A 23,159-nucleotide genomic window follows, 5' to 3' on the forward strand; every position below is an offset into this window, starting at 1 on the left:
AGGTCAGGGTCTGACCCCATGGTGGACACGAGCTGGGCCGTGGTCAGGGCCGGGCGCGCCACTGGCCGCGGCGGCGCGTGAGCGTCAGCAGGAGGACGGTGGCGATGCCCCACGCCAGCACGGTGACAACGGAGGCCTCGATGCCGTACGCGCCCCCGCTCAGCCACGCCGGGCCTGACGATGTCACTTGGATCCAGCCGCGTGCGGCATGGCCGGAGACGGGCACGGCGAACACGGCGTCGAACAGGAAGTTCCACGCGAAGTGCATGCCGACCGGCAGCCACAGGCGCCGGGTGACGAGGTAGGCGCCGGACAGCGCGGCACCCGCCACGGCCGTGGCCAGCGCGCCCAGCATGGTGAAGCTCTCGTTCGGCATGTGCGCCAGCGCGAAGAGGAGCGTCGACACCACCAGCGCGACCGCCGTCCCCCACGATTTCTCCAGCAGCCGGAAGACGATCGCACGGAACAGGATCTCCTCCAGGAAGGCAACGAACACCTGCTCCGGCAGCGGCTTGACCAGCGCCGTCCAGTGCGACGTGCCGGTGATGGTATAGACGCCGGCCCCCAGCAGCACCACGCTGCAGACGACCACCAGCAACGCGCCCAGCCCCAGTCCGCGGCCCAGTTCCCGGCCCATGCCGTTCCGCCCCAGTTCGGCCAGCGGACGCTTCTCGACCCAGCGCACATACGCGCTATAGCCACCGATCACGGAGACGGCCATCAGCAGCATCGGCCACCCGACCCGATAGGCCTTCGGCACCTGTTCCGACAATGCACCGGCCAGCACCATGGTCACCAGCACGCTGAGCACTGCCAGCACGAACCGCACCAGTGGATGCGCCAGCAGGCGCTTGCGCAGCGGCGGCGTGGCGATGGCGGTGTCAGGGGAGGGCGTGGCAAAGGTGGCGCTCATGAAGTCTCCTTGAGATCGGGTGGGGTGGCAGTCGCTTCGAACCCGGCCCGCGCGGCGGCGATGCGGGCGCCGAACGGTTGGCGGTCCAGGGCGAGGATCGCCTGGGCCAGCGTCTCGGACAGCGGAAAGGGCAGGTCGGCATCCAGGCTGGCCGCCGCCTGGGCAGTGGCGGCCCAGCACTGCTGCAACCGGGGCAGCAGTTCGCGACCCCGCTGCGACAGCGTGACTAGTTTCTGCCGGCCGTCATGCGCGGCGGGCGTCGTCGCCACCAGATCTTCCTTCAGCATCAGCGCCACTGTCTGCGTTGCGGCCGGTTGCGTGATGCCGGCTGCCGTGGCGATCTGCCCGACGGTGCGTGCCTCGCCTGACGCCAGCGCCCGCATCACCGGCGTATAGCGGGGGCGGTAGTCGATGCCGGCCGCCACGTAGGCGTCGGCCACGGCACCGTCCAGCAGTTCGATCAAATGGCGCAATTGGGTACCGAGTCCTTGTTTCATGGCGCAATGATACACAAACTACATAAGCACTTATGTATATTTTTGCGCTGTTGTTTTATGGCCGAGTTCGTGTCCGTGGCGGGGTCTGACCCCAGGGTGGACACGAGCTGGGCTGTCAGGCCTTCAGCCGCAGCGCGGACCAGTCGGCGTCGAGGGCGATCATGGCGACGGAGTCGAGGCCGAGCGTGGCAGCAAAGGTGCGGATGGTGTCCCGGTGCAGGCCGGCCGCGTGGGACTTCGAGGTGCCTTTCAGGTAGGCGACCCACAAAGCGCCCTTCGGTGCCAGGCGCGTGCGGGCTTGCGGCAGCAGCGCTTCGAGTTCGGTCGATGCGTGCACGAACAGCAGCACCAGGTCGGCGGGCCCGCTGTCCACCAGCTTCTCGGCCGGCAGCTGGCCGGTGACGAACGCGTGGCGCGCGTCGGCGTTCAGCACGGCGATGGTGGCGGCGTTCTTCACGTACAGTTTTTCGGCGATGGTCTTGTCGCTCATGTCAGTCCTCCTCACCCAGCAGCGCTTCGAGCGCGCGCTGCGGGTCCTGCAGAAAATCGTGCATCACCTGGTATGGCTCGGTGTCCGTATAGTCGGTGCGACGCAGGCCGTCCGGCAGGCAGGCGTAGATGCGCGCGTCCGGATAGGCGGTCAGGATCGGCGAATGGGTGGCGATGATGAACTGCGATCCGGCGCGCACCAGCTGGTGGATGCGGGCGAGGGCGGCCAGCTGGCGCTGCGGCGAGAGGGCCGCTTCCGGCTCGTCCAGGATGTACAGGCCGTTGCCGCCGAAGCGGTGCGTCAGCAGCGCCATGAACGACTCGCCGTGCGACTGTTCGTGCAGCGATGTGCCGCCATAGGAGTTCAGCGCGCCCGGGCCCATCTCGTCCAGGTTGGTCGCCAGGTTGAAAAAGCTTTCGGCGCGCAGGAAATACCCGTCGCGCGGCCGGCGGTAGCCCCGGCTGATGCGCAGGTACTCGTGCAGCACCGAGTGCGAGGCGCGCGTGCCGAAGTTGAAGTTGCGCCCGCCGCCTTCCGCGTTGTAGCCCAGCGCCACGGCCAGCGCTTCGAGCAGCGTCGACTTGCCGCTGCCGTTCTCGCCCACGATGAACGTCACGTTCGGATGGAACGTCAGCACGTCCAGGTGCTGCACGGCCGGCAGCGAAAAGGGATAACGGTCGAAATCCGGCACCGCAGCGCGCCGCAAGGCGGCACTGATGGCGAATGTCGGCTTGAGCATGGCAGCGGTTCGAACGTTATTTCAGCAGCCCGGCCAGCTCCACGGCCGTCTTCACCTGCATCTTGTCGAAGATGTGCGCGCGGTGCACCTCGACCGTGCGCATGCTGATGCCCAGCTCGTCGGCCACCACCTTGTTCATCTTCCCCGCCAGAATGAGGTCGAGCACCTCGCGCTCGCGCGACGACAGCGTGGCCAGCCGCGCATGCACGGCCGCGTTGGCGCTGGCATCGAGGGATCTGGCCAGGCCCTGCTCCACGCGGTCCATCAGCTGGTTGTCGTTGAATGGCTTTTCAAAGAAATCGAAGGCGCCGCGCTTGAGGGTATCGACGGCCATCGGCACGTCGCCATGGCCGGTCAGGAAGATGACGGGCAGCCGTTCCGTCAGGCCGCGCGCGGCCAGCTGGTCGAACACGGCCACGCCGTTCATGTCCGGCATGCGCACGTCCAGCAGCACGCAGTCGCCGTGCGGATCGAATTTGCCGGCCTCCACGTAGGCCAGGAACTTGGCGCCGCGATCGTAGACCGCGGCGGGAATCGCGCGCGAGGCGGCCAGCCACGACAGCGAGTCGCGCACCACTTCTTCATCATCGACGATATGCAGCATGGGTGATTCTCCGGTTTGGCGCCGCTGCCGTCAGGATTCCGAAGCGGGCAGCGTAAAGGTGAATATGGTACCGCCTTGCGGGTTGTCGCGGTGGGTGAGCGTGCCGCCGTGGAACTCGATCGCCGTGCGGCAGATGTTCAGGCCCATGCCCATGCCCTCGGCCTTGGTGGAGAAGAACGCCGAGAACAGCCGCTCGGCCACCTCCTGCGGAATGCCGTGGCCGCAGTCGATCACGTTGACGGCCACCTGGCCGGCATCGACGTCGTGATGGGCTTCCACGCGCAGCACGCGCCGCGCCGGCGGCATGCCGGACATCGCCTCGATGCTGTTGCGCGTCAGGTTCAGCAGCACCTGCTCGATCAGCATGCGGTCGGCCCGCACGTCCGGCAGGTTGGCCGGAATGCTGGTCTGGAACACCACCTGGTGCGGCCGGGCCTGCAGGTCGATCAGCGCGCGGATGCTGTCCACCATCGACACCACCGATACATCCTGCCGTTCCGGTTCGCGCTTCTTCACGAATTCGTGCACGCTGCGGATGATCTGCCCCGCGCGCCGCGCCTGCGCGCCGGCCTGTTCCAGCGCCGGCTTCAGGGTGCCGGCATTGACCGACCCGTCGACACCCGGCCGCTCCAGAAGATTCAGTGCCCCCGTCGTGTAGCTGGAGATGGCGGCCAGCGGCTGGTTCAGCTCATGCGCCAGCATCGACGCGATCTCGCCCATCGTCGCCAGGCGGCTGGAGGCCTGCAGCTTCTCCTGGTGTTCGCGGTTCAGTTCCTCGATGCGCTTGCGGTCGGAGATGTCGAGGATGGAGCCCATCCAGCCCGTGTGCCGGCCCTCGTTGTCGACCAGCGGCGCCTCGAAGATCAGCACGGGGATGCGCGTGCCGTCGGGTCGCTGGAAGATCGTCTCGAACTGCGGCGTCACGGTCCCGGCCAGCACATTGGCCAGGCGGTGCTGGTACTCGGCCATCACTTCCGGCGCCCAGTAAGGCATCGGCGGCGAGCGGCCCACCAGTTCTTCTTCCGGGTAGCCCACCATCTGGCTGAACGCCGGATTCACATACGTGATGCGGCCTTCCAGGTCGCGCGCGCGCAGGCCGGTGACGAGCGAGTTCTCCATCGCCGTGCGGAACGCCATCTGCTGGCGCAGCGCTTCCTCGGCCGCCAGCCGGCGCGAGATGTGGCCCCACAGCGCCAGTAGGCTCCACAGCAGCGCCAGCGACAGCGCGATGACGGAACCGACCAGCAGGTTGGGCAGCAGCTTCGGTTCGCTCTTCACGCTGTCCGTCATCAGCGTGACGGCGGCGCCCGGCAAGTCGAGCGCGCGCTTGTGCGTGTAGACGCCGTGGCCGGGACCGGCCGCCGCGCGGCGCGCCAGGATGCGGTCGTCGCGGTCCAGCAGCGTGATCTGGTTGTCCTGCGCGAACCACCACGGCACCATCTCGTCGAGGATGGCCGACAGCTGGTAGGTCGCCACCAGCGACCCGAGGTAGGTCTCGCCGCGGAACAGGGGCAGGTGGTAATCCATCAGGATCGCGCCCGGCGCGCCGGCCGGGTCGACCGTCTGCGTGCCCGGTTCGCTGTACACGGCATGGCGGCTGCGGCGCGCCCGCTCGGCCGCATCGCGCGAGGCTGGCGTGAGGTTCGCCTGCGGCAGCGGCGCCTCGTCGCTCGACGCGGCCACCATGCCCGCCGGCGTGACCCAGCGCACGCGCTTCAGTTCCAGGCCCGTTTTGAGTTCGCTGGCCATGCGGTCGTGCAGCCGTGCGATCGAGGCGCCGGCCAGGATCTCGTTGCCCACGCCGCGCAGGTCTTCTTCATGGCGGCCCAGCTGGAAGCGGATGGTCTGCTCGACCCACAGCGTGTCGGCGATCAGCTGTTCCTGGCGTTCGCTGCTCTCCATCTGGCGCGCCTGCCAGGGCAGCCAGATCAGGATGGCGAGGAAGAACAGCACGAGCACCACCGGCAGCAGCCAGCGCACGGTGTTGGGGAAGGGAAGGCGCGGGGCGGGCCGGGTCACGGTAGTCATCGTGGCAGGGTAGGTGTTCTGGTCCGGCACGGTATTGTGGTTTTCCACAGTTGCCCCTTGCAAAAGCGTTCTATAGCCTGCAATGGCAGGAATAATAAATGCAATTCTCAGAAATGCAATTTCCTATAACAGGAGACACCATGCAAGTGAAATCCTTCCTGGCCACGGTCGCCGTTGCCGCCTGCTTCACCTCCTCCGCGTTCGCGCAAGCCCCCATCGTCATCAAGTTCAGCCACGTCGTCGCCACCGACACGCCGAAGGGGCAGGCCGCCGCCCGCTTCAAGCAGCTGGCCGAGAAGGCCACCAATGGCCGCGTGAAGGTGGAGGTCTATCCGAACAGCCAGCTGTACAAGGACAAGGAAGAGCTGGAAGCGCTGCAGCTGGGCGCCGTGCAGATGCTGGCGCCCTCGCTGGCGAAATTCGGTCCGCTGGGCGTGAAGGAATTCGAGGTCTTCGACCTGCCGTACATCTTCCCCACCAAGCAGGCGCTGTACAACGTCACGGAAGGCCCGATCGGCAGGAGCCTCCTGAAGAAGCTGGAGCCGAAGGGCATCACGGGCCTGGCCTACTGGGACAACGGCTTCAAGGTCATGTCCGCCAACAAGCCGCTCAACACGCCGACGGACTTCCGCGGCCTGAAGATGCGCATCCAGTCGTCCAAGGTGCTGGACGCGCAGATGCGCGCGCTGGGCGCCAACCCGCAGGTGCTGGCGTTCTCCGAGGTGTACCAGGCGCTGCAGACGGGCGTGGTGGACGGCACGGAGAATCCGCCGTCGAACATGTACACGCAGAAGATGCACGAGGTGCAGAAGTACGGCACGCTGTCGAACCACGGCTACCTGGGCTACGCGGTCATCGTCAACAAGAAGTTCTGGGACGGCCTGCCGGCGGACATCCGCACGGCGCTGGAAGGCGCGATGCGCGAGACCACCACGTATGAAAAGGCGATCTCGCAGCGCGACAACGACCTGGCGCTGGAGGCGATGAAGAAATCCGGCCGCACCCAGTTCACCACGCTGAACGCCCAGCAGCAGGCCGAATGGAAGAAGGCCCTGCTGCCGGTGCAGAAGCAGATGGAGAGCCGCATCGGCGCGGACCTGATCAACGCCATCAACAAGGAAGGCGTGAAGTAGGCACGCGCCGGTAAATCACGGACGGCGTCCTGTCGTCCTCCTTCGCATTCCGCTGCAATCATGGCCAGGGCAGACCCCGGCCGTGATCCGTCACGTCCATCATCGTCACGTCCATGATCTTCGGGTCCATGATCGTTACGTTCATGCGTGGCCCATTGCCGAGAACCGCCCATGAAATTCCTGGATCACCTGGAAGAGTGGCTCATCGCGTCCCTGATGGGCGCGGCCACCCTCATCATCTTTGTCGCGGTGGTGCACCGCTACCTCTCCGGCCTGCCGATCCCGTGGCTGCAGGACCAGCTCATCCGGATCAACGCCAGCTGGGCCCAGGAGCTGTGCATTTACATGTTCGTGTGGATGGCCAAGTTCGGCGCCGCGTACGGCGTGCGCACCGGCATCCACGTGGGGGTGGACGTCGTCATCAACCGCCTGTCGCCGCGGTGGCGCGACAAGTTCATCGTGTTCGGCCTGCTGGCCGGCGCCGCGTTCACCGGCATCGTCGGCGCGCTGGGGGCCTCGTTCGTGTGGGAGATCGGACACACGGACCAGACCTCGGCCGACATGGAAGTGCCGATGTGGCTCGTCTACCTGGCAGTGCCGGCCGGCTCGTGGCTGATGTGCTTCCGCTTCCTGCAGGTGATGGTCACGTTCGTGCGTACCGGCAGCCTGCCGAAGCACGACCACGCCCATGTCGAGGGACTGGACGAAGAACTCGGAGCCAGGGCATGAACGCGCTGGTCATCTTCCTGCTGCTGCTCGTGCTCATGCTGACCGGGATGCCGATCTCGATCTCGCTCGGCCTGACGGTACTGACGTTCCTGTTCACGATGACGCAGGTGCCGGTCGAATCGGTGGCCCTGAAGCTGTTCACGGGGATCGAGAAGTTCGAGATCATGGCCATTCCCTTCTTCATCCTGGCCGGGAATTTCCTCACGCATGGCGGCGTGGCGCGGCGCATGATCAACTTCGCCACCTCCTGCGTGGGCCACTGGCATGGCGGGCTGGCGCTGGCCGGCGTGATGGCCTGCGCGCTGTTCGCGGCCGTGTCGGGATCGAGTCCGGCCACCGTCGTGGCGATCGGTTCCATCGTCCTGCCGGCGATGGTCAAGCAGGGCTATCCGCGCCGCTTCGGCGCCGGCGTCATCACCACGTCCGGTGCGCTGGGCATCCTGATCCCGCCATCGATCGTGATGGTGATGTATTCGGTCACCACCAATACCTCGGTGGGCGCGCTGTTCATGGCCGGCGTGGTGCCGGGCCTGATGCTGGCCTTCCTGCTCGGGCTCACCACCTGGGTGCTGGCGAAGAAGCACAACTATCCGCGCCTGCCGAAGGCGACATGGGGCGAGCGGCTGGTGGCGTTCCGCAAGAGCGCCTGGGGACTGCTGCTGATCGTCGTCGTGATGGGCGGGATCTATTCGGGCGTGTTCACGCCGACCGAGGCGGCGGCGATGGCGGCCGTGTATGCGTTCATCATCGCCGTCTTCGTCTACAAGGATCTGAAGCTGTCGCGCATCGGCAAGGTGCTGCTCGATTCCGCGTCGATGTCGGCCATGCTCCTGTATATCATCACGAACGCCGTGCTGTTCTCGTTCCTGATGACGAGCGAGAACATCCCGCAGCAGATGGCGGCCTGGCTGACGTCGCAGGGCCTGGGCCAGGTGGCGTTCCTGCTGGTGGTAAACGTGCTGCTGCTGTTGGCCGGGAACTTCATGGAGCCGTCGTCCATCGTGCTGATCATGGCGCCGATCCTGTTCCCCGTGGCCGTCGCACTGGGCATCGATCCGATCCACTTCGGCATCCTCATCGTCGTCAACATGGAAGTGGGGATGTGCCACCCGCCAGTGGGGCTGAACCTGTACGTGGCCTCGGGCATCACCAAGATGGGCATCTCGGAACTGACGGTGGCCGTCATGCCCTGGCTGCTCACGATGCTGGGCTTCCTGGCGCTGGTGACCTACGTGCCGCAGATCTCGTTATGGCTGCCGCGCCTGGTCTACGGCACGCCCGGATGAGGCAGATTCTTGTCGGGTTACCACATACGATTGATGAATACCAGTCATTCCCGTAACGTGATTGAAATATTTTATTGCTACAAAAAAACAGGAGAAATGCCGCGATGGATCAGTTATGATCGCTCCTGTTTGGTGCAGCAAATAAGCTTATGCACCAAGGTAGCAAAGGGCTCGGCCCAAGAACATGCAGCGATGAACATCAGAGTCAGTGGGGAGTGGTAAATAAGAACGGGGCCGGAGACGGCAGATAAAGCGAGGAGACACGCGGTTCACAGTATGTTGTTGGATCACTGCTGAAGGCGGCCACAAGCCAGCCGCGGCGGGACCAAACAACCGGGATCGCGACCAGACTTAAAACGCACCTGATGGTGCGTTTTTTTTTGCCCGTACCCTTTGTCGCCACTCCCTGATCTGGCTCAGCGCAAAAGCTTGGTGTAGCATGGATGCCACAGTGTCTTGCCTTGAAAGGGCGTTAAGTGTGATGCAAATACAACAGCCGGACGATCTCTTCGCGGCCATCGTGGCCACGCCGTTTGGCGCACTCGGCATCCGTACCGGCGGCAGCGTCGTCACGGAGCTGGTCTACCTGCCGGCCAGCTTCGCCGAGAAGGCGGCCCAGGATCCGGTAGCAGAGCAAGCCGCGTACCAGGTGCTGCGCTATTGCGACGATGCGGACTTCCGCTTCGACCTGCCGCTGGCCCAGGTGGGCAGCACGTTCCAGCGCAAGGTGTGGGATGCGATCCGCGCCATTCCCCGCGGCGAGGTGCGTACTTACGGCGAGGTGGCGAAACACGTTGAATCGATGCCGCGCGCCGTGGGCCAGGCCTGCGGCGCCAACTACTTCCCGCTGGTGATCCCCTGCCACCGCGTGACGGGTGCCCAGGGCCTGGGCGGCTTTGCCGGCAGCGACGACCGCAACGGCTTCACGCTGGACGTGAAACGCTGGCTGCTGGCCCACGAAGGACACCGCGAGTACGCATGGCAGCAAACGACTCTGCTCTGATCGACGAGTTCTGCGACACGCTGTGGCTGGAGGACGGCCTGTCGAAGAACACGCTGGCCGCCTACCGCCGCGACATGAAGCTGTTCCATGACTGGCTGGCGGAGACGAAGCCGGGGAGCGGGCTGCTGGAGGTGCGGGGAGCCGACATCGCCGCCTACTTCGCGGCCCGCCATGGCGACACCAAGCCCAGTTCCGCCAACCGCCGCCTGTCGGTGCTCAAGCGCTTTTATGGGCTGGCGCTGCGCCAGGCGCGCATCGGCGTGGACCCCTGCCTGAAGCTGGCCTCGGCGAAGCAGCCGGCGCGTTTCGTCCATACGCTGGGCGAGGCGCAGATCGATGCGCTGCTGGCCGCGCCGGACACGCGCGAGCCGCTCGGCATCCGCGACCGCACGATGCTGGAGCTGATGTATGCGAGCGGCCTGCGCGTCTCGGAACTGGTGGCGCTGAAGATCACGGAGCTGAGCCTGAACGACGGCATCGTGCGCATCACGGGCAAGGGCGCCAAGACGCGCCTGGTGCCGTTCGGCGCCGAAGCGCGCCAGTGGATCGCCCGCTACGCCAGCGAGGCGCGCGGCGCGATCCTCAACGGCCAGCAGGACGATGCGCTGTTCGTCACCGCGCGCGGCGGGCCGATGACGCGGCAGATGTTCTGGGTGCTGGTGAAGAAGCATGCGCAGAAGGCCGGCATCACGGCGCCGCTGTCGCCGCACACGCTGCGTCACGCGTTCGCCACGCACCTGCTCAATCACGGCGCCGACCTGCGCGTGGTGCAGCTGCTGCTGGGGCACTCGGATATTTCGACCACGCAGATCTACACCCATGTGGCGCGCGAGCGGCTGAAACAGCTGCATGCGGTACATCACCCAAGGGGATAGCTTTTCCGCGATCCTTGAACTGACGCATAATGGAGGGGAAAGGGAGGCTACCATGGCAAAAACAAATTTCAGCTACGAGAAACGGCAGCGGGAATTGGAGAAGAAGCGCAAGGCGGATGAAAAGGCCCGGCGCAAGGCGGAAGCGAAGAACCGGCCGGAAGGCGAACAGCAGGCGGACGAGGCTGGCGCGGAGAATGCCGACACGGACGCCACCGAGACCGAGGCCGCCGACACGGACAGCACGGTGGCAAGGCAGGAATAGCGCTGCGCCAGCGACGGCGGGCAACGACGAAGAACAGGGGGACAGGCACCCGCCCGGCAATCCGGGCAGGTGCCTGTCCCTTCCTTGTTCCGGCGGCGTTGTTTTTTGGAAATGAAGCGTCGCCCCGAGCATCGGCTGGCGGGGCGGCTTGAGACAGCGCAAGCGCGCGCCGGGGCGGGGCGGGAAGAATGGCACGATGGGCCAGCACCATCTCACCTCCGCCGCCGCCGACGGGCCAGCCGCCACGGACCTGTCCAGCCTGGCGCTGGACGTGGTTGCACGCCTCGTCGCTGCGCTGGAGCGCACGCCGCTGGTGGCCATCTGCAGCATCGACCGGCAGGGCGTCGTCCGCTTCTGCAATGAAGCCTGCGCCGCGCTGTGCGGCCGGGACGCGGCCGACGTGGTGGGCCGCCCCTTGAACGAACTGTTCGAGCGCGGCGCCCGCCAGCCGGACTACGACGCGCTCATCGAGGCCGCCTGGCACAGCGGCCGCAACGCCCCCTGCGGCGACTGGCCGGTCCATGCCGGCGGCCGCGACCTGTGGCTGCAGTCCACGCTGGTGCCCGTGTTCCACGATGGCGCGCTGGCGCAGGTGGTCTGCATGGAGGTCGACATCACGGCCCGCAAGCAGGAAGAGCAGGCGCTGGTGGCGGCCGGCAGCAACTTCCGCCAGATGTTCCTGAAGTCCGGCGACGCCATCCTGCTGGTGCGCGAAGGCCTGATCGAGGAAGCCAATCCGGCCGCGCTGGCGCTGTTCAGGTGCCCGCACCAGGAAACCTTCGTGGGCCGCCGGTTGGCCGACTTCTCGCCCCTGCAGCAGCCGGGCGGCATGCTGTCCGAAGCGGCCGCACTCGATTACCAGACGCAGGCGCACGCGCAGGGCAACTGCCGCTACGACTGGCGCTACCTGGACTGCCGCGGCAACCTGTTCTGGGCCGAGGTGCTGATCACCTCCGTCACGCTGGACCACGAGTTCCTGTTCTACGTGCTGGTGCGCGACATCTCGGCACGCAAGAACGCCGAACGCACGCTGTACCTGGCCGCCCAGGTGTTCGAGAACAGCCGCGATGCGATCCTGCTCACCGACCGCGAGCGCCACATCATCGCCATCAACCGCGCCTATTCCGAGATCACCGGCTTCGGCAGCGACGAGATGCTGGGCAAGCCGCTGTCCGTCTACCGCTCCGGCGTGGAGGACGACAGCTTCTTCCGCGAGGTGTGGAACCAGCTCGATGCCACCGACCACTGGCAGGGCGAGATCTGGTCGCGCCGCAAGAGCGGCGAGCTGTTTCCCGCCTGGCTGGCGCTCACCGCGATCCGCGACAGCGCCGACCATATCAGCAACTACATGGCGATCGTGTCGGACATCACGGAACGCAAGCGTTCGGAGGAGCACACCCGCCACCTGGCCGAACACGACTTCCTGACGGACCTGCCGAACCGCGTGCTGCTGCTGGACCGGCTGTCGCTGGCGCTGTCCACGGCCAGCCGCAAGGGCAGCATGCTGGCCATCCTGTTCCTCGACCTGGACCGCTTCAAGCACATCAACGACACGCTGGGCCACCAGGTGGGCGACCAGCTGCTCAAGGAAGTGGCGGCGCGGCTGCTCAAGTGCGTGCGCAAGGTGGACACCGTGAGCCGCCAGGGCGGCGACGAATTCGTCATCATCCTGGCCGACATCGGCGACATCGACCATGCGGCCCACGTGGCGGCCACGGTGCGCGCGGCGATCTGCCAGCCTTACCACATCGGCACCCATGAACTGAACGTATCGACTTCGATCGGCGTCTCCATCTACCCGAGCGATGGCGACGACATCGACACGCTGGTGAAGAACGCCGACATTGCCATGTACCACGCCAAGCAGAGCGGCCGGAACAACTTCCAGTTCTTCAGCGCCGCCATGAACGAGCGCATCATCGAGCGCGCCACGGTCGAGAACGGCCTGCGCCGCGCGCTGGCGGAAGGCCAGTTCGAGCTGGCCTTCGAGCCGGAGCTGGACATCGCCAGCGGCGCGCTGGTGGGCGCCGAGGCGCTGATCCGCTGGCGCCATCCGGAGCTGGGCGTGCTGCTGCCGGAACGCTTCATCCCGGTGGCCGAGGATGCCGGCCTGATGGTGCCGATCGGCGACTGGGTGCTGCGCGAAGCCTGCCGCCATGCGCGCGCATGGCATGACGAAGGTCACCCGGTGCTGGTGGCCGTCAACCTGTCGCCCGCGCAGTTCGTGCAGCACGACCTGGTCGACAATGTGCGCGCGGCGCTGGAGGTGTCCGGCCTGGAAGCGCGCTACCTGGAGCTGGAACTGACGGAGGCGATCATCATGAAGGGCGGCACGGGCACGGCCGACACGCTGCAGGGCCTGCGCGCGCTGGGCGTGCGGCTGTCGCTGGACGACTTCGGCACCGGCTGGTCGCGCCTGGGCCAACTGAAGGACTACCCGATCGACAAGCTGAAGATCGCCCAGGCCTTCATGCGCAACGGCGTGGACACGACCATCATCCGCACCATCATCGCGATGGCGCGCAGCCTGGAGATGACGGTGATCGCGGAAGGCGTGGAAACGGCCGAGCAGCTGGAATTCCTGCGCGGGCAGGGCTGCGACCAGTACCAGGGCCACCATGCCGCGGCGGCCGTGAAGGCCATCGGCATGGACGGGGTATTACATTGAACGCCTAGAACAGCCGCATGCGCACCAGTACCTGGCCGTGGTCGGACGCCTCGGGCGGCGCCAGCTGCAGGTGCTCGTTGAAGTAGCTGACATCGACGACTTCGCCGATCGCGCGCGGCGAATTGCGGTTGAATTCCTCGGAGACGAGCACGTGGTCGATGGTGGACTGGTGGCCTTCGTGGACGCTGGTGAAGGCGGTCGGCGCATCCTGGCGCAGCTGGATCTGGCGGCTGTCGTACAGGCGGCCGCGGCGCTCCTCGGCGGCGGCCAGGTGCGGATCGGCGGACGTCGCCACGCTGCGCGTGCCGCCGCTGCCGAGCACGATCGTGGTCGTCACCGCATCGGCCGTGTCGTTGAAGTCGCCCAGCACCACGCAGGGACGACGCGATTCGCGCATCATCTTCGACAGCAGCACGCGCAGCGCCACCGCCTCCGTGCCGCGCCACACGAGCGAGCGCAGGCTGGCCATCGCGTAGTGCAGGGGATCCTCGCCGCTGTCGCCGCTGCGGTAGTCGGGGCGGCGCGATTTCAGGTGCACCACGATCACGTCCACCGCCTGCTCGTTGGGCAGCAGGACCTGCACGTGCAGCGGCGCGCGCGCGAAGCGGTCCGAGTCCGGGCTGCCGGTATCGCACGGCACGTCCGCCGGATAATTCACGTAGACATTGGGCGGGCTGGCCAGCGGCAGGCGCGAGACGAGCGCCACGTTCGGCGTCATGCGGGTGGCATGGGGATCGGGATCGAAGCCGGCGTGCACGGCATCGCGGTAATGACGGGTGCGGCTCAACACGTCGCGCAGTGCCGCCTGGGAGAAGATTTCCTGGAAGCCGATCACGTCGGCATCGAGCTGGTCGAGCTGCTGCGCAATCCACTCCACCTTCGCTTCGTAGCCCGCCGGGGTGAGGGGCTCGAGGTTGTCGTACAATTTCGCGCCGGGCGGGGCGAGGTTGCAGACATTGAAGGTGGCAAAGCGAATTTCTTCCTGCATAATGAGAAACTCCTTTTCACTCGATCGTAACACGCATGGCCAGGAAAGAGCATATTTCAGAAACCCCCGCGACGGCGCTGCTCAAGAAGCACAAGGTGCCCTTCAGCGAGCATCCGTACGGGTACGAGGAACATGGCGGCACGTCCGTCTCGGCCCGCGAACTGGGGGTCGACGAGCACCACGTGGTCAAGACGCTGGTGATGCAGGACGAAGCCGCCAAACCATTGATTGTGCTGATGCACGGAGATTGCAAGGTCTCCACCAAGAACCTGGCGCGCAATATCGGCTGCAAGTCCGTCGAACCGTGCAAGCCGGAGGTGGCGCAGCGCCATTCCGGCTACCTGGTGGGCGGCACGTCGCCGTTCGGCACGAAGAAGGACATGCCGGTGTACGTGGAGGAATCGATCCTCGCGCTAGAAACGATTTATATCAATGGCGGACGGCGCGGCTTCCTGATTGGCATCGCGCCGGCGGTGCTGGGGCAGGTGCTGGGGGCGAAGGCCGTCAACTGCGCGCTGGCGGATTGACCGCTACGCCAGCAAAAAATGGGGACAGACCCCATTTTTGAAGCAACGAAAAGAAGCAACCAAAAGAAGCAGCAAAAAGAAGCAGCAAAAAGAATCAACAAAGCACATAGGATTCACGGGGAATGATTACAGTACTGCTGGCGCTTGCCGCCTACCTGATCGGTTCGATCTCCTTTGCCGTCGTCGTGAGCAAGGTCTATGGCCTGTCCGACCCGCGCACCTACGGTTCCGGCAATCCGGGCGCCACCAATGTGCTGCGCAGCGGGAACAAGGGCGCCGCCATCTGGACGCTGGTCGGCGATGCCTTCAAGGGCTGGCTGGCGGTCTGGCTGACGATCCACTTCGCCGCCCGCCTGGGGATCGGCGACGGCACCATCGCGCTGGTGGCGCTGGCCGTGTTCCTGGGCCACCTGTGGCCCGTGTTCTTCCGCTTCCAGGGCGGCAAGGGCGTGGCGACGGCGCTGGGCGTGCTGCTGGCGCTGGATGTCTGGCTGGGCCTGGCCACGCTGGCCACCTGGCTCGTCATCGCGTATGCGTTCCGCTATTCCTCGCTGGCCGCGCTGCTGGCCGCCGTGTTCGCACCGTTCTACTATGGGCTGCTGTTCGGCGTCGAGCCGCAGCTGTTCGCCGTCGTGGTGATGAGCGGGCTGCTGGTGTGGCGCCACGCATCGAACATCGGCAACCTCATGGCGGGCAAGGAGAGCCGCATCGGCAGCAAGAGCAAGGCGGCCGCCGCGGCCGCGAAAAAGAAGTAACCGTCTTGCAAATCGGCGGCCGGCCCATATCATCTGACGATGGGCCGCCGCCGGCGGCCACCGCACTGAAAGGCCGCCATGTCCACACCCCTCCGCATCGACTTCGTATCCGACGTTTCCTGTCCCTGGTGCGCCATCGGCCTGAACTCGCTGGAGAAGGCCATCGCCAGGATCGGTCCCGATCTCGCCGTCGAATTCCACGTCCAGCCCTTCGAGCTGAACCCGAACATGGGCAAGGGCGGCCAGGACATCGGCGAGCACATCGCCGAAAAATACGGCAGCACGCCGGCGCAGCAGGAGCAGTCGCGCGAGATGATCCGCCAGCGCGGCGAGATCGTCGGGTTCCAGTTCGCGATGGACAAGCGCGGCCGCATCTACAACACCTTCGATGCGCACCGCCTGCTGCACTGGGCCGCGGAAGTCGATGAAGAAGAAGTGGGCCAGCAGCGCGCTCTGAAGCACGCGCTGCTGGAAGCCTACTTCACCAACGGCGAAGACCCGAGCTCGCACGAGGTGCTGCTGCGCGCCGCCGAGAAGGTGGGCCTGGACCGCGCCGCCGCGGCGGAAGTGCTGGCGTCGAACGAATATGCCGACGAGGTGCGCGAGCTGGAAGCGTTCTGGCAGGATGCGGGCGTGCGCTCGGTACCGGCCGTGGTCGTCAACCAGAAGCACCTGATCTCCGGCGGCCAGCCGCCCGAGGTGTTCGAGCAGGCGCTCCGGCAGATCATGGCCGAAGGCTGACCGGGCCGCATTCCCTTCCTCCCTCTCCAGTCGAGCTTACCACCTGCTAGCGATTGCGCTACACTGCCGCCATCGACGGCCGTCCTTCGGCGGCCTTGCAGCGCACACAGGAGAACCGCCATGCCGACCGCCATCTGGAACGGAACCGTCATCGCCGAAGCGAGCGACGCGGAAGTGGAAATCGTCGAGAACAATGTCTACTTCCCGCCGCAGAGCGTGAAGCGCGAACTGCTGCGCGACAGCACGCACACGACCATGTGCCCGTGGAAGGGCGTGGCCAGCTACTACGACGTGGAAGTCGATGGCCAGCGCAACCGGAACGCGGCCTGGTACTACCCCACGCCGAAGGACGCGGCCAAGGCCATCACCGGCCGCATCGCGTTCTGGCACGGCGTCGAGGTCTGCCGCTAGGCGGCGTCCGTTCGACTGAGTGGACAACCTTACCCACACCTTCGTCGGCCTGGGCGTCGGCGAACTGGTGCAGCGCTCGCTGCCGGCCGAGGCGGACGCGCCGCGCCAGCGCACCCGCCACCGCCTGCTGCTGACGGCCTGCGCGGCGGCCAGCAACTTCCCCGACCTGGACCTGTTCCTCACGCACCTGCTGCCGGCACCGCTGGGCTACCTGCTGCACCACCGCGGCCACACGCACACGCTGCTGTACGCGATTCCACAGGCCTTGCTGCTGCTGGCGATGCTGTGGGTGTTCTGGCCGAACGCGCGCCAGCTGCTGCGCACCAGCCCTCACGCGCGGCTCGGGCTGGGGCTGGCCATCGTCCTCGGCTTCCTGCTGCACATGTCGATGGACCTGCTCAATTCCTACGGCATCCACCCGCTGTATCCGTTCGATCCGCGCTGGTTCTACGGCGACCTGGTGTTCATCGTCGAACCCGTGTTCTGGGTGGCGTTCGGCGTGCCGCTGGCGCTGGCCATCCCGAACCGCATCCTGCGCGGTCTCGCGCTCGGCGCGCTGACGCTGTTCCTGGCCGGCGCCACGTGGCGCGGCTATTTGGGCTGGCCGTCGCTGGCGGTCCTGCTGGTGCTGGGCGGCGTGCTGGCCGCGCTGCGCATCACGCGCCGGCAGAGCCGCCGGGCCCCGGCACTGGCGGCGCTGCTGAGCGTGGGCTTCATCGCCGTGCAGGGCGGCGCTTCGTCGGCCGCACGCAGCCAGGTGGAAGCCACATTGCACGGCATCGATCCCGCTTCGCGCGTGCTGGACGTGGCGATGACGGCGTTCCCCGCCCAGCCGCTGTGCTGGTCCTTCGTGTCGATCGAGGAGAACGAACAGGCCGGCAGTTACCGCCTGCGCCGGGGCATGCTCAACCTGGCGCCGGGAGCGCTGGCCTCCTGTCCGGCGGGCCTCACCGATCCGGCCGCGACGGAAGCTGCTGCACCGGGCATCGCGCTGGCCGCACCGTGGACCGGCGATCTGGCCATGCTGCGCACGCTGGCCGGGCGCGACTGCCATGTGAACGCGTGGCTGCGCTTCGCCCGCATGCCGGCCGTGGACGGCGACAGCGCCACCGACGTGCGCTTCTCGGCCACCCCGCGGGGCAATTTCGCCACGCTGGACATCGCCGACAGCGCGCGCACGCCGTGCGCCGACGTGCCGCACTGGGGCTACCCGCGCGCCGACCTGCTGGGCCCCGCACTACAATGAGCGCCCCGCATCGTCGCGATCACCCCACGCCACCGGCGCCATGAACGACCGTCCCCAGCCCGCACCGCCCGTCCGCTCCACCGATCCGCACCAGTACTACGGCAAGCCCGATGGCGGCTGGCGCGCCAGCCTGTACGAGATCATCTTCGAATCGGAGACCCGCAAGGGCCAGCTGTTCGACCTGGGGCTGATCGGCGCGATCCTGCTGTCCGTGCTGGCCGCGGTGCTCACATCCATCGCGCCGATCGCGCGCGAGCACGGCACCTGGCTGGTGGCCGCCGAGTGGTTCTTCACGATCCTGTTTACGATCGAGTACGTGGCGCGGCTGCTGTGCGTGCGCCGGCCGGTGCGCTATGCGCGCAGCTTCTTCGGCGTGATCGACCTGCTGTCCATCCTGCCCAGCTATATCTCGCTGTTCCTGCCCGGCGCGCACGTGCTGCTGGACGTGCGGATCCTGCGCCTGCTGCGCATCTTCCGCATCCTGAAGCTCACGCTGTACATCCAGGAATACAGCATGCTCAACGAGGCGCTGATGGCCAGCCGCCGCAAGATCCTGGTCTTCCTGTCCGTCGTGTTCCTGGTGGTGTTCATCCTGGGCACGGTGATGTACGTGGTGGAGGGGCCGGCGCACGGCTACACGAGCATTCCCACGGCTGTCTACTGGGCCATCTCGACGATGACGACGGTGGGCTTCGGCGACCTGGTGCCGAAGACGGACATCGGCCGGTTCATCGCCTCGTTCATGATGCTGCTGGGCTGGGGCATCCTGGCCGTCCCCACCGGCATCATCAGTTCGGAGATCGCCGCGCAGCGGGGCCTGCGCACGGTGCTGGGCCGCAGCTGCACGCGCTGCCTGCTGACGGGACACGACGCCGACGCGCGCTTCTGCAAGGCCTGCGGCGAGGCGCTGCCGCCGGCGCAGGGCTGACCCGGCCGTTGCAAGAACGTTCACGGGCGTTGCAAATTCGTGGCCATGGCACGCGAATTGCTGGTACATTGGCTTGACTAGACATTTCCGCCAGGAGCAAGCCATGAACGAGTCCGTTCCCACCAACCAGCCCGCGATCGATCCGCGCACGGGCAAGCCATGCCGCAGCGAGCGCATGGCGGCACGCGGGGTCGACCTGCAGAAGAAGCATGTGCGCACCGGCGCGGTGGCGGCCGGCGGCCTGCTGGCCCTGGTCGGGCTGGCAGCGATGCTGCTGGGTAGCTGAAGAAGCTTAAATCACGCGCAGTTCATCGAGGGGCCAGCGCGGCCGCACGTTGAACGCATACTCGCGCCGGGCCGCCTGCGGGTTGATCTGCAGGCGCTGGGCACCGGCAAACGCGATCATCGCGCCGTTATCGGTGCAGAACTCCAGCTCGGGATAGTAGACGCGGAAGCGCTTCTTCGCGGCCGCCGCATTCAGCGCGGCGCGCAGCTGGCTGTTCGCGCCCACGCCGCCGGCGATCACCAGCCGCTTCAGGCCCGTCTGCTTCAGGGCCGCGACGCACTTCGCCACCAGCACATCCACGATCGCGTCCACGAAACCGCGGGCGATATCGGCCTTGCTCTGCTCGCAGACGTTGGCGGCATCCTGCTTCTTCACCACCGTCAGCACGGCCGTCTTCAGGCCGGAGAAGCTGAAGTTCAGGTCCTTCGAGTGCAGCATCGGCCGCGGCAGTTTATAGGCCGCGGGGTCGCCGAATTCGGCCAGCCGCGAGATGGCCGGTCCGCCCGGATAGCCGAGGCCCAGCAGCTTGGCGGACTTGTCGAACGCCTCGCCGGCCGCATCGTCCACCGTCTCGCCCAGCAGTTCGTACTGGCCCACGCCATCGACGCGCATCAGCTGCGTGTGGCCGCCGGAGACGAGCAGCGCCACGAACGGAAACTCGGGCGGGTCCGACGCCAGCAGCGGTGACAGCAGGTGGCCTTCCAGGTGGTGCACGCCCAGCACCGGCTTGTCCAGCGCCAGGCCGAGGCTGCACGCGATCGACGAGCCCACCAGCAGCGCGCCGGCCAGGCCGGGGCCCTGCGTGTAGGCGATCGCATCCACATCCCTGGCGGCGATGCCGGCATCCTGCAGCGCCTGCTGGAGAAGGGGGATGGCGCGGCGGATATGGTCGCGCGACGCCAGCTCCGGCACCACGCCGCCATATTCCTCGTGCATGGCCACCTGCGAGTGGAGGGCGTGCGACAGCAGGCCGCGGTCCGTGTCGTACAGGGCCAGGCCGGTTTCGTCGCAGGAGGATTCAACGCCAAGAACGATCATCGCAGGAGGGGAAAGAAAAGGGCAATCCGCCATTGTAATGGAAAGCGGGGGCGGCTTCATCCGGTCACCATGGCCCGATGGCCCTGGATTCTGCGCTGCCGGATCGGGACTGGCCGCAGCAGCGGATTGCGGCCATGCCGGCTTCACTGGCGTCACCTGCGGCCCTGTCGCGGGGCGTGGCCGCACCGTGGCAGTGCGGCGGTCCGCGTGGCGGTGTCCGTTTCCCGCTGCGGGCATGGCATCCGTCTTGCTAATACCTTCCAGCGGCAGGCGCCGCCGAAGGAGAAGCAATGCCCGAACAATGGAAACTGATTTGCAAGCTGAAGGACATCCCGCCCGGCGGCACGCGCCACGTCCCGCGCGGCCTGGCCTGGCAGGAGCTGCCCGGCGTGGCCCTGGTCCGCACGGTGGACGACCGCGTCTTCGCGCTGCTGGACAGCTGCCCGCGTTCGGGCGGCACGCTGTCGGCCGCCGCGCTGTACGCCGGGCCGATGCAGTGTCCGCTGCATGCGGAAACGATCGATCCCGCCACCGGCTGCCAGGGCGCGCCGGAGCAGGGCTGCACGCGGCGCTACAGCGTCAAGCTGGAGGAGGGCAGGATCTACCTGGATGTGCTGGAGCTGAATGCGCCGGCCAGCCGGGCCGAGGCGGCGCTGGCGGGCACGTATGGCGTGGCGCCGCTGGTGCAGGCGTTTGTTTGATGTCCTGGGGCCAGGCCCCGGGACACGCATGCAGCCGCCGCCTCAAGGCCGGCGCCGCAGCTCCGCATCGGCCGCCTTCAGCATCGTCACGGTCGTCTCCCAGTCGATGCAGGCATCGGTGACCGAGCAGCCGTACTGCAGCTGCGACAGGTCCGCCGGGATCTTCTGGTTGCCAGCGACGATGTTCGATTCGACCATCACCCCGACCAGCGACCCGTTGCCATGCACGATCTGGTTGATCACATCGGTCATGACCAGCGGCTGCAGTTCCGGTTTCTTGTAGCTGTTGGCGTGCGAGCAGTCGACCACGATATTGGCCGGCAGCTTGGCTTTCGCCAGCGACTGTTCGGCGATCGTCACGGAGACGGAATCGTAGTTGGGACGGCCATCGCCGCCGCGCAGCACCACGTGGCCGTACTGGTTGCCGCGGGTGCGTACGACGGACACATTGCCGGCGCCATTGATGCCCAGGAAGGCATGCGGGTTGGCAGCCGACAGGATGGCGTTGATGGCGATGCTGATGTCGCCATCCGTGCCGTTCTTGAAGCCGACCGGGGTCGACAGGCCGGAGGACATCTCGCGGTGCGTCTGCGATTCGGTGGTGCGTGCGCCGATCGCGGTCCAGGCGATCAGGTCGCCCAGGTACTGCGGCGAGATCGGGTCCAGCGCCTCAGTCGCCGTCGGCAGGCCCAGTTCGCACACGTCCAGCAGGAACTGGCGCGCCTTTTCCATGCCGATGTCGACGCGGAACGAGTCGTCCATGAACGGGTCGTTGATGTAGCCTTTCCAGCCCGTCGTGGTGCGCGGCTTTTCGAAGTACACGCGCATCACCAGCAGCATCGTGTCCTTCACTTCCTCCTGCAGGGCCTTCAGGCGGCGCGCGTAGTCCAGGCCGGCCACCGGGTCGTGGATCGAGCAGGGGCCCACGACGACGAACAGGCGCTTGTCCTTGCGGTCGAGGATGTTGCGCAGGTCCTCGCGGCCCTGGGTGACGGTGGCGGAGGCCTTGGCCGTCAGCGGCAGTTTGTCGTGCAGCTCGGCCGGCGTGGGCATCGAGGCGAACGAGGTGACGTTGATGTTTTCGAGATCGGGGGCGGTCATGGCTGGCTTGGGTCTGGTGGCGGGTTGTGCTGGTGCGGATGACGGTACTGCTGCTGGGTTTTGTTCGGTTTTTGTCCCGGCTAGCCAAATAGTGTAGCGCAAATGCGGTAAGCTGTTTCCATGAGTACTGAAAACACCACGATTCCATTCCCGGCTGCCGCGTTCATCAAGGAGATCGGCCGGGGCGTCAAGGGCGCACGGAGCATGAGCCGTGCCGATGCGTTCAACCTCTACCAGGCGATGCTGGACGGCCGCGTCTCCGACTTGGAACTGGGCGGCATCCTGCTGGCGATGCGCATCAAGGGCGAATCCGTCGACGAGCTGGCGGGCTTCCTCGATGCCGCCGAAGCGTCGTTCGCGCCGCTGCGGGCCCCGGCCGGCGAGTTCGCGCCGGTGCTCATCCCCACCTACAACGGCGCGCGCAAGATGGCCAACCTGACGGCGCTGCTGGCCCTGCTGCTGGCGCGCGAGGGCGTGCCGGTGCTGGTGCATGGCGTGTCCAGCGACGTGGGCCGCGTCGCCACCGCCGAGGTGCTGGCCGCGCTGGGCATCGCGCCGGCCGCCTCCGCCGATGACGCCGAGCGCGCGCTGGCCGATGGCAACGTCAGCTTCATCACCATCGACACGCTGGCGCCGAAGCTGGCCCACCTGCTGTCGCTGCGCCGCGTGCTGGGCGTGCGCAACTCCACGCACACGCTGGTGAAGATCATGCAGCCGTTCGCCGGGCCGGCGCTGCGGCTGGTGTCGTACACGCATCCGGAATACCTGGAAACGCTGGGCGAATACTTCCTCACCGCCGCCCCGCAGGCCAGGGGCGACGCGTTCCTGATGCGCGGCACCGAAGGCGAGACGATCGCCAACGCTACCAAGGCGCAGAAGATCGACTGGTTCCACGACGGCGAACGCACCGTGCTCGTCGAACGCCAGATGATCGCCGAAGCCCAGCCCGTCCTCCCGGACGACAGGAGCGCGGCCGCCACCGCCGCCTGGATCGGCGCCGTGCTGCGGGGCGAAACACTGGTCCCCGACCCGATCGCCCAGCAGGTCGCCCACTGCCTCGCCGTCTCCCGCGCGCTGCGCACCCGCCACTACAGCTGACCCCGTGTCCACCTTGGGGTCAGACCCCGACAAGGACACGGCCTCATCCATGCGATAAGGCAGAGCTCGTGTCCAAGTTGGGGTCTGACCCCGAAGTTGACACGGGCTGAAC

General features: G+C 66.8%; 25 protein-coding genes. 16 read left to right on the plus strand and 9 right to left on the minus strand.

From position 1 onward, the window contains the following. Positions 1 to 43: 43 nt before the first annotated feature. From IP91_RS15210 to IP91_RS15235, 6 genes are all read right to left on the minus strand, one after another. On the minus strand, positions 44 to 913 hold the full coding sequence (locus tag IP91_RS15210; protein ID WP_145649934.1) for a CPBP family intramembrane glutamic endopeptidase: 870 nt from the start codon (positions 911 to 913) through the stop codon (positions 44 to 46). Further along, on the minus strand, positions 910 to 1,410 hold the full coding sequence (locus IP91_RS15215) for a MarR family winged helix-turn-helix transcriptional regulator (protein ID WP_145649935.1): 501 nt from the start codon (positions 1,408 to 1,410) through the stop codon (positions 910 to 912). The genes IP91_RS15210 and IP91_RS15215 overlap by 4 nt, the downstream gene beginning before the upstream one ends. A gap of 115 nt (positions 1,411 to 1,525) precedes the next feature. Next, positions 1,526 to 1,900, minus strand: coding sequence for a DUF3052 family protein (locus IP91_RS15220; RefSeq protein ID WP_145649936.1), 375 nt, complete (start codon positions 1,898 to 1,900; stop codon positions 1,526 to 1,528). Position 1,901: 1 nt separating this feature from the next. Further along, positions 1,902 to 2,639, minus strand: a complete 738-nt coding sequence (locus tag IP91_RS15225; RefSeq protein WP_145649937.1) for an AAA family ATPase — start codon at positions 2,637 to 2,639, stop codon at positions 1,902 to 1,904. 16 nt (positions 2,640 to 2,655) lie between these two features. Beyond that, positions 2,656 to 3,243: a response regulator transcription factor gene (locus IP91_RS15230; protein WP_145649938.1), complete on the minus strand. Its 588-nt coding sequence runs from the start codon at positions 3,241 to 3,243 to the stop codon at positions 2,656 to 2,658. 30 nt (positions 3,244 to 3,273) lie between these two features. Then, on the minus strand, positions 3,274 to 5,271 hold the full coding sequence (locus IP91_RS15235) for a two-component system sensor histidine kinase NtrB (RefSeq protein ID WP_145650249.1): 1,998 nt from the start codon (positions 5,269 to 5,271) through the stop codon (positions 3,274 to 3,276). Positions 5,272 to 5,411: 140 nt separating this feature from the next. On the opposite strand from IP91_RS15235, the gene IP91_RS15240 reads away from it, so the two are divergent. The 7 genes from IP91_RS15240 to IP91_RS15270 all read left to right on the plus strand — a co-directional run bounded on the left by IP91_RS15240 (position 5,412) and on the right by IP91_RS15270 (position 13,227). Beyond that, positions 5,412 to 6,404 (plus strand): TRAP transporter substrate-binding protein, encoded by a 993-nt coding sequence (locus IP91_RS15240; RefSeq protein ID WP_145649939.1) that lies wholly within the window; start codon positions 5,412 to 5,414, stop codon positions 6,402 to 6,404. A gap of 171 nt (positions 6,405 to 6,575) precedes the next feature. Then, positions 6,576 to 7,133 (plus strand): TRAP transporter small permease, encoded by a 558-nt coding sequence (locus tag IP91_RS15245; protein ID WP_145649940.1) that lies wholly within the window; start codon positions 6,576 to 6,578, stop codon positions 7,131 to 7,133. Continuing rightward, a complete protein-coding gene (locus IP91_RS15250; RefSeq protein WP_145649941.1) occupies positions 7,130 to 8,419 on the plus strand; it encodes a TRAP transporter large permease in 1,290 nt (429 codons plus the stop codon). Before IP91_RS15245 ends, IP91_RS15250 begins: the two co-directional genes overlap by 4 nt. A 481-nt stretch (positions 8,420 to 8,900) precedes the next feature. Beyond that, positions 8,901 to 9,422, plus strand: coding sequence for a methylated-DNA--[protein]-cysteine S-methyltransferase (locus tag IP91_RS15255; RefSeq protein WP_145649942.1), 522 nt, complete (start codon positions 8,901 to 8,903; stop codon positions 9,420 to 9,422). Next, complete coding sequence (gene xerD / locus IP91_RS15260) at positions 9,398 to 10,297, plus strand: site-specific tyrosine recombinase XerD (RefSeq protein ID WP_145649943.1); 900 nt, start codon at positions 9,398 to 9,400, stop codon at positions 10,295 to 10,297. Before IP91_RS15255 ends, xerD begins: the two co-directional genes overlap by 25 nt. 52 nt (positions 10,298 to 10,349) lie before the next feature. After that, the gene (locus tag IP91_RS15265) at positions 10,350 to 10,559 is read left to right on the plus strand and encodes a hypothetical protein (RefSeq protein WP_145649944.1); all 210 of its coding nucleotides are present in this window, start codon (positions 10,350 to 10,352) and stop codon (positions 10,557 to 10,559) included. A gap of 148 nt (positions 10,560 to 10,707) precedes the next feature. Beyond that, positions 10,708 to 13,227 carry a sensor domain-containing protein gene (locus IP91_RS15270; RefSeq protein ID WP_229474480.1) on the plus strand — a complete coding sequence of 840 codons (2,520 nt, stop codon included), beginning with the start codon at positions 10,708 to 10,710 and terminating at the stop codon, positions 13,225 to 13,227. A gap of 4 nt (positions 13,228 to 13,231) precedes the next feature. On the opposite strand, the gene IP91_RS15275 is transcribed toward IP91_RS15270, so the two are convergent. After that, positions 13,232 to 14,215 carry an endonuclease/exonuclease/phosphatase family protein gene (locus IP91_RS15275; RefSeq protein ID WP_145649945.1) on the minus strand — a complete coding sequence of 328 codons (984 nt, stop codon included), beginning with the start codon at positions 14,213 to 14,215 and terminating at the stop codon, positions 13,232 to 13,234. A gap of 35 nt (positions 14,216 to 14,250) precedes the next feature. Between IP91_RS15275 and ybaK the strand changes: the two genes are divergently transcribed. The 7 genes from ybaK to IP91_RS15310 all read left to right on the plus strand — a co-directional run bounded on the left by ybaK (position 14,251) and on the right by IP91_RS15310 (position 19,109). Next, positions 14,251 to 14,742, plus strand: a complete 492-nt coding sequence (gene ybaK, locus IP91_RS15280; RefSeq protein ID WP_145649946.1) for a Cys-tRNA(Pro) deacylase — start codon at positions 14,251 to 14,253, stop codon at positions 14,740 to 14,742. Between the two features lie 122 nt (positions 14,743 to 14,864). Beyond that, positions 14,865 to 15,497, plus strand: a complete 633-nt coding sequence (plsY, locus tag IP91_RS15285; RefSeq protein WP_145649947.1) for a glycerol-3-phosphate 1-O-acyltransferase PlsY — start codon at positions 14,865 to 14,867, stop codon at positions 15,495 to 15,497. 78 nt (positions 15,498 to 15,575) lie between these two features. Then, positions 15,576 to 16,238, plus strand: a complete 663-nt coding sequence (locus IP91_RS15290) for a DsbA family oxidoreductase (RefSeq protein ID WP_145649948.1) — start codon at positions 15,576 to 15,578, stop codon at positions 16,236 to 16,238. 120 nt (positions 16,239 to 16,358) lie between these two features. Further along, positions 16,359 to 16,649, plus strand: a complete 291-nt coding sequence (locus IP91_RS15295) for a DUF427 domain-containing protein (protein WP_145649949.1) — start codon at positions 16,359 to 16,361, stop codon at positions 16,647 to 16,649. A 19-nt stretch (positions 16,650 to 16,668) separates the two neighbouring features. Continuing rightward, positions 16,669 to 17,895 (plus strand): metal-dependent hydrolase, encoded by a 1,227-nt coding sequence (locus tag IP91_RS15300; RefSeq protein ID WP_145649950.1) that lies wholly within the window; start codon positions 16,669 to 16,671, stop codon positions 17,893 to 17,895. 40 nt (positions 17,896 to 17,935) lie between these two features. Further along, positions 17,936 to 18,823, plus strand: coding sequence for an ion transporter (locus IP91_RS15305; protein ID WP_145649951.1), 888 nt, complete (start codon positions 17,936 to 17,938; stop codon positions 18,821 to 18,823). A gap of 103 nt (positions 18,824 to 18,926) precedes the next feature. Next, positions 18,927 to 19,109 (plus strand): hypothetical protein, encoded by a 183-nt coding sequence (locus IP91_RS15310; RefSeq protein ID WP_145649952.1) that lies wholly within the window; start codon positions 18,927 to 18,929, stop codon positions 19,107 to 19,109. 6 nt (positions 19,110 to 19,115) lie between these two features. On the opposite strand, the gene tsaD is transcribed toward IP91_RS15310, so the two are convergent. Then, positions 19,116 to 20,147 (minus strand): tRNA (adenosine(37)-N6)-threonylcarbamoyltransferase complex transferase subunit TsaD, encoded by a 1,032-nt coding sequence (gene tsaD / locus IP91_RS15315; RefSeq protein ID WP_145649953.1) that lies wholly within the window; start codon positions 20,145 to 20,147, stop codon positions 19,116 to 19,118. 290 nt (positions 20,148 to 20,437) lie between these two features. Between tsaD and IP91_RS15320 the strand changes: the two genes are divergently transcribed. Next, positions 20,438 to 20,848, plus strand: a complete 411-nt coding sequence (locus tag IP91_RS15320; protein WP_145649954.1) for a Rieske 2Fe-2S domain-containing protein — start codon at positions 20,438 to 20,440, stop codon at positions 20,846 to 20,848. A gap of 42 nt (positions 20,849 to 20,890) precedes the next feature. On the opposite strand, the gene IP91_RS15325 is transcribed toward IP91_RS15320, so the two are convergent. Further along, the gene (locus tag IP91_RS15325; RefSeq protein ID WP_145649955.1) at positions 20,891 to 21,949 is read right to left on the minus strand and encodes a 3-deoxy-7-phosphoheptulonate synthase; all 1,059 of its coding nucleotides are present in this window, start codon (positions 21,947 to 21,949) and stop codon (positions 20,891 to 20,893) included. Positions 21,950 to 22,069: 120 nt separating this feature from the next. On the opposite strand from IP91_RS15325, the gene ybiB reads away from it, so the two are divergent. Then, the gene (gene ybiB / locus IP91_RS15330) at positions 22,070 to 23,047 is read left to right on the plus strand and encodes a DNA-binding protein YbiB (RefSeq protein ID WP_145649956.1); all 978 of its coding nucleotides are present in this window, start codon (positions 22,070 to 22,072) and stop codon (positions 23,045 to 23,047) included. The last annotated feature ends 112 nt before the right edge of the window (positions 23,048 to 23,159 follow it).

The organism is Pseudoduganella lurida (assembly GCF_007830455.1).
Taxonomy (GTDB): Bacteria; Pseudomonadota; Gammaproteobacteria; order Burkholderiales; family Burkholderiaceae_D; genus Rugamonas; species Rugamonas lurida.

Coding starts and splice junctions, on each gene's coding strand:
- ybiB (WP_145649956.1), top strand. CDS start 22,070: ATGAGTACTGAAAACACCACGATTCCATTCCCGGCTGCCGCGTTCATC.
- IP91_RS15265 (WP_145649944.1), top strand. CDS start 10,350: ATGGCAAAAACAAATTTCAGCTACGAGAAACGGCAGCGGGAATTGGAG.
- IP91_RS15305 (WP_145649951.1), top strand. CDS start 17,936: ATGAACGACCGTCCCCAGCCCGCACCGCCCGTCCGCTCCACCGATCCG.
- IP91_RS15225 (WP_145649937.1), bottom strand. CDS start 2,639: ATGCTCAAGCCGACATTCGCCATCAGTGCCGCCTTGCGGCGCGCTGCG.
- IP91_RS15250 (WP_145649941.1), top strand. CDS start 7,130: ATGAACGCGCTGGTCATCTTCCTGCTGCTGCTCGTGCTCATGCTGACC.
- plsY (WP_145649947.1), top strand. CDS start 14,865: ATGATTACAGTACTGCTGGCGCTTGCCGCCTACCTGATCGGTTCGATC.
- IP91_RS15235 (WP_145650249.1), bottom strand. CDS start 5,271: ATGACTACCGTGACCCGGCCCGCCCCGCGCCTTCCCTTCCCCAACACC.
- IP91_RS15295 (WP_145649949.1), top strand. CDS start 16,359: ATGCCGACCGCCATCTGGAACGGAACCGTCATCGCCGAAGCGAGCGAC.
- IP91_RS15230 (WP_145649938.1), bottom strand. CDS start 3,243: ATGCTGCATATCGTCGATGATGAAGAAGTGGTGCGCGACTCGCTGTCG.
- IP91_RS15210 (WP_145649934.1), bottom strand. CDS start 913: ATGAGCGCCACCTTTGCCACGCCCTCCCCTGACACCGCCATCGCCACG.
- IP91_RS15245 (WP_145649940.1), top strand. CDS start 6,576: ATGAAATTCCTGGATCACCTGGAAGAGTGGCTCATCGCGTCCCTGATG.
- IP91_RS15290 (WP_145649948.1), top strand. CDS start 15,576: ATGTCCACACCCCTCCGCATCGACTTCGTATCCGACGTTTCCTGTCCC.
- IP91_RS15240 (WP_145649939.1), top strand. CDS start 5,412: ATGCAAGTGAAATCCTTCCTGGCCACGGTCGCCGTTGCCGCCTGCTTC.
- IP91_RS15220 (WP_145649936.1), bottom strand. CDS start 1,900: ATGAGCGACAAGACCATCGCCGAAAAACTGTACGTGAAGAACGCCGCC.
- IP91_RS15325 (WP_145649955.1), bottom strand. CDS start 21,949: ATGACCGCCCCCGATCTCGAAAACATCAACGTCACCTCGTTCGCCTCG.
- ybaK (WP_145649946.1), top strand. CDS start 14,251: ATGGCCAGGAAAGAGCATATTTCAGAAACCCCCGCGACGGCGCTGCTC.
- xerD (WP_145649943.1), top strand. CDS start 9,398: ATGGCAGCAAACGACTCTGCTCTGATCGACGAGTTCTGCGACACGCTG.
- IP91_RS15275 (WP_145649945.1), bottom strand. CDS start 14,215: ATGCAGGAAGAAATTCGCTTTGCCACCTTCAATGTCTGCAACCTCGCC.
- IP91_RS15215 (WP_145649935.1), bottom strand. CDS start 1,410: ATGAAACAAGGACTCGGTACCCAATTGCGCCATTTGATCGAACTGCTG.
- IP91_RS15255 (WP_145649942.1), top strand. CDS start 8,901: ATGCAAATACAACAGCCGGACGATCTCTTCGCGGCCATCGTGGCCACG.
- IP91_RS15310 (WP_145649952.1), top strand. CDS start 18,927: ATGAACGAGTCCGTTCCCACCAACCAGCCCGCGATCGATCCGCGCACG.
- tsaD (WP_145649953.1), bottom strand. CDS start 20,147: ATGATCGTTCTTGGCGTTGAATCCTCCTGCGACGAAACCGGCCTGGCC.
- IP91_RS15320 (WP_145649954.1), top strand. CDS start 20,438: ATGCCCGAACAATGGAAACTGATTTGCAAGCTGAAGGACATCCCGCCC.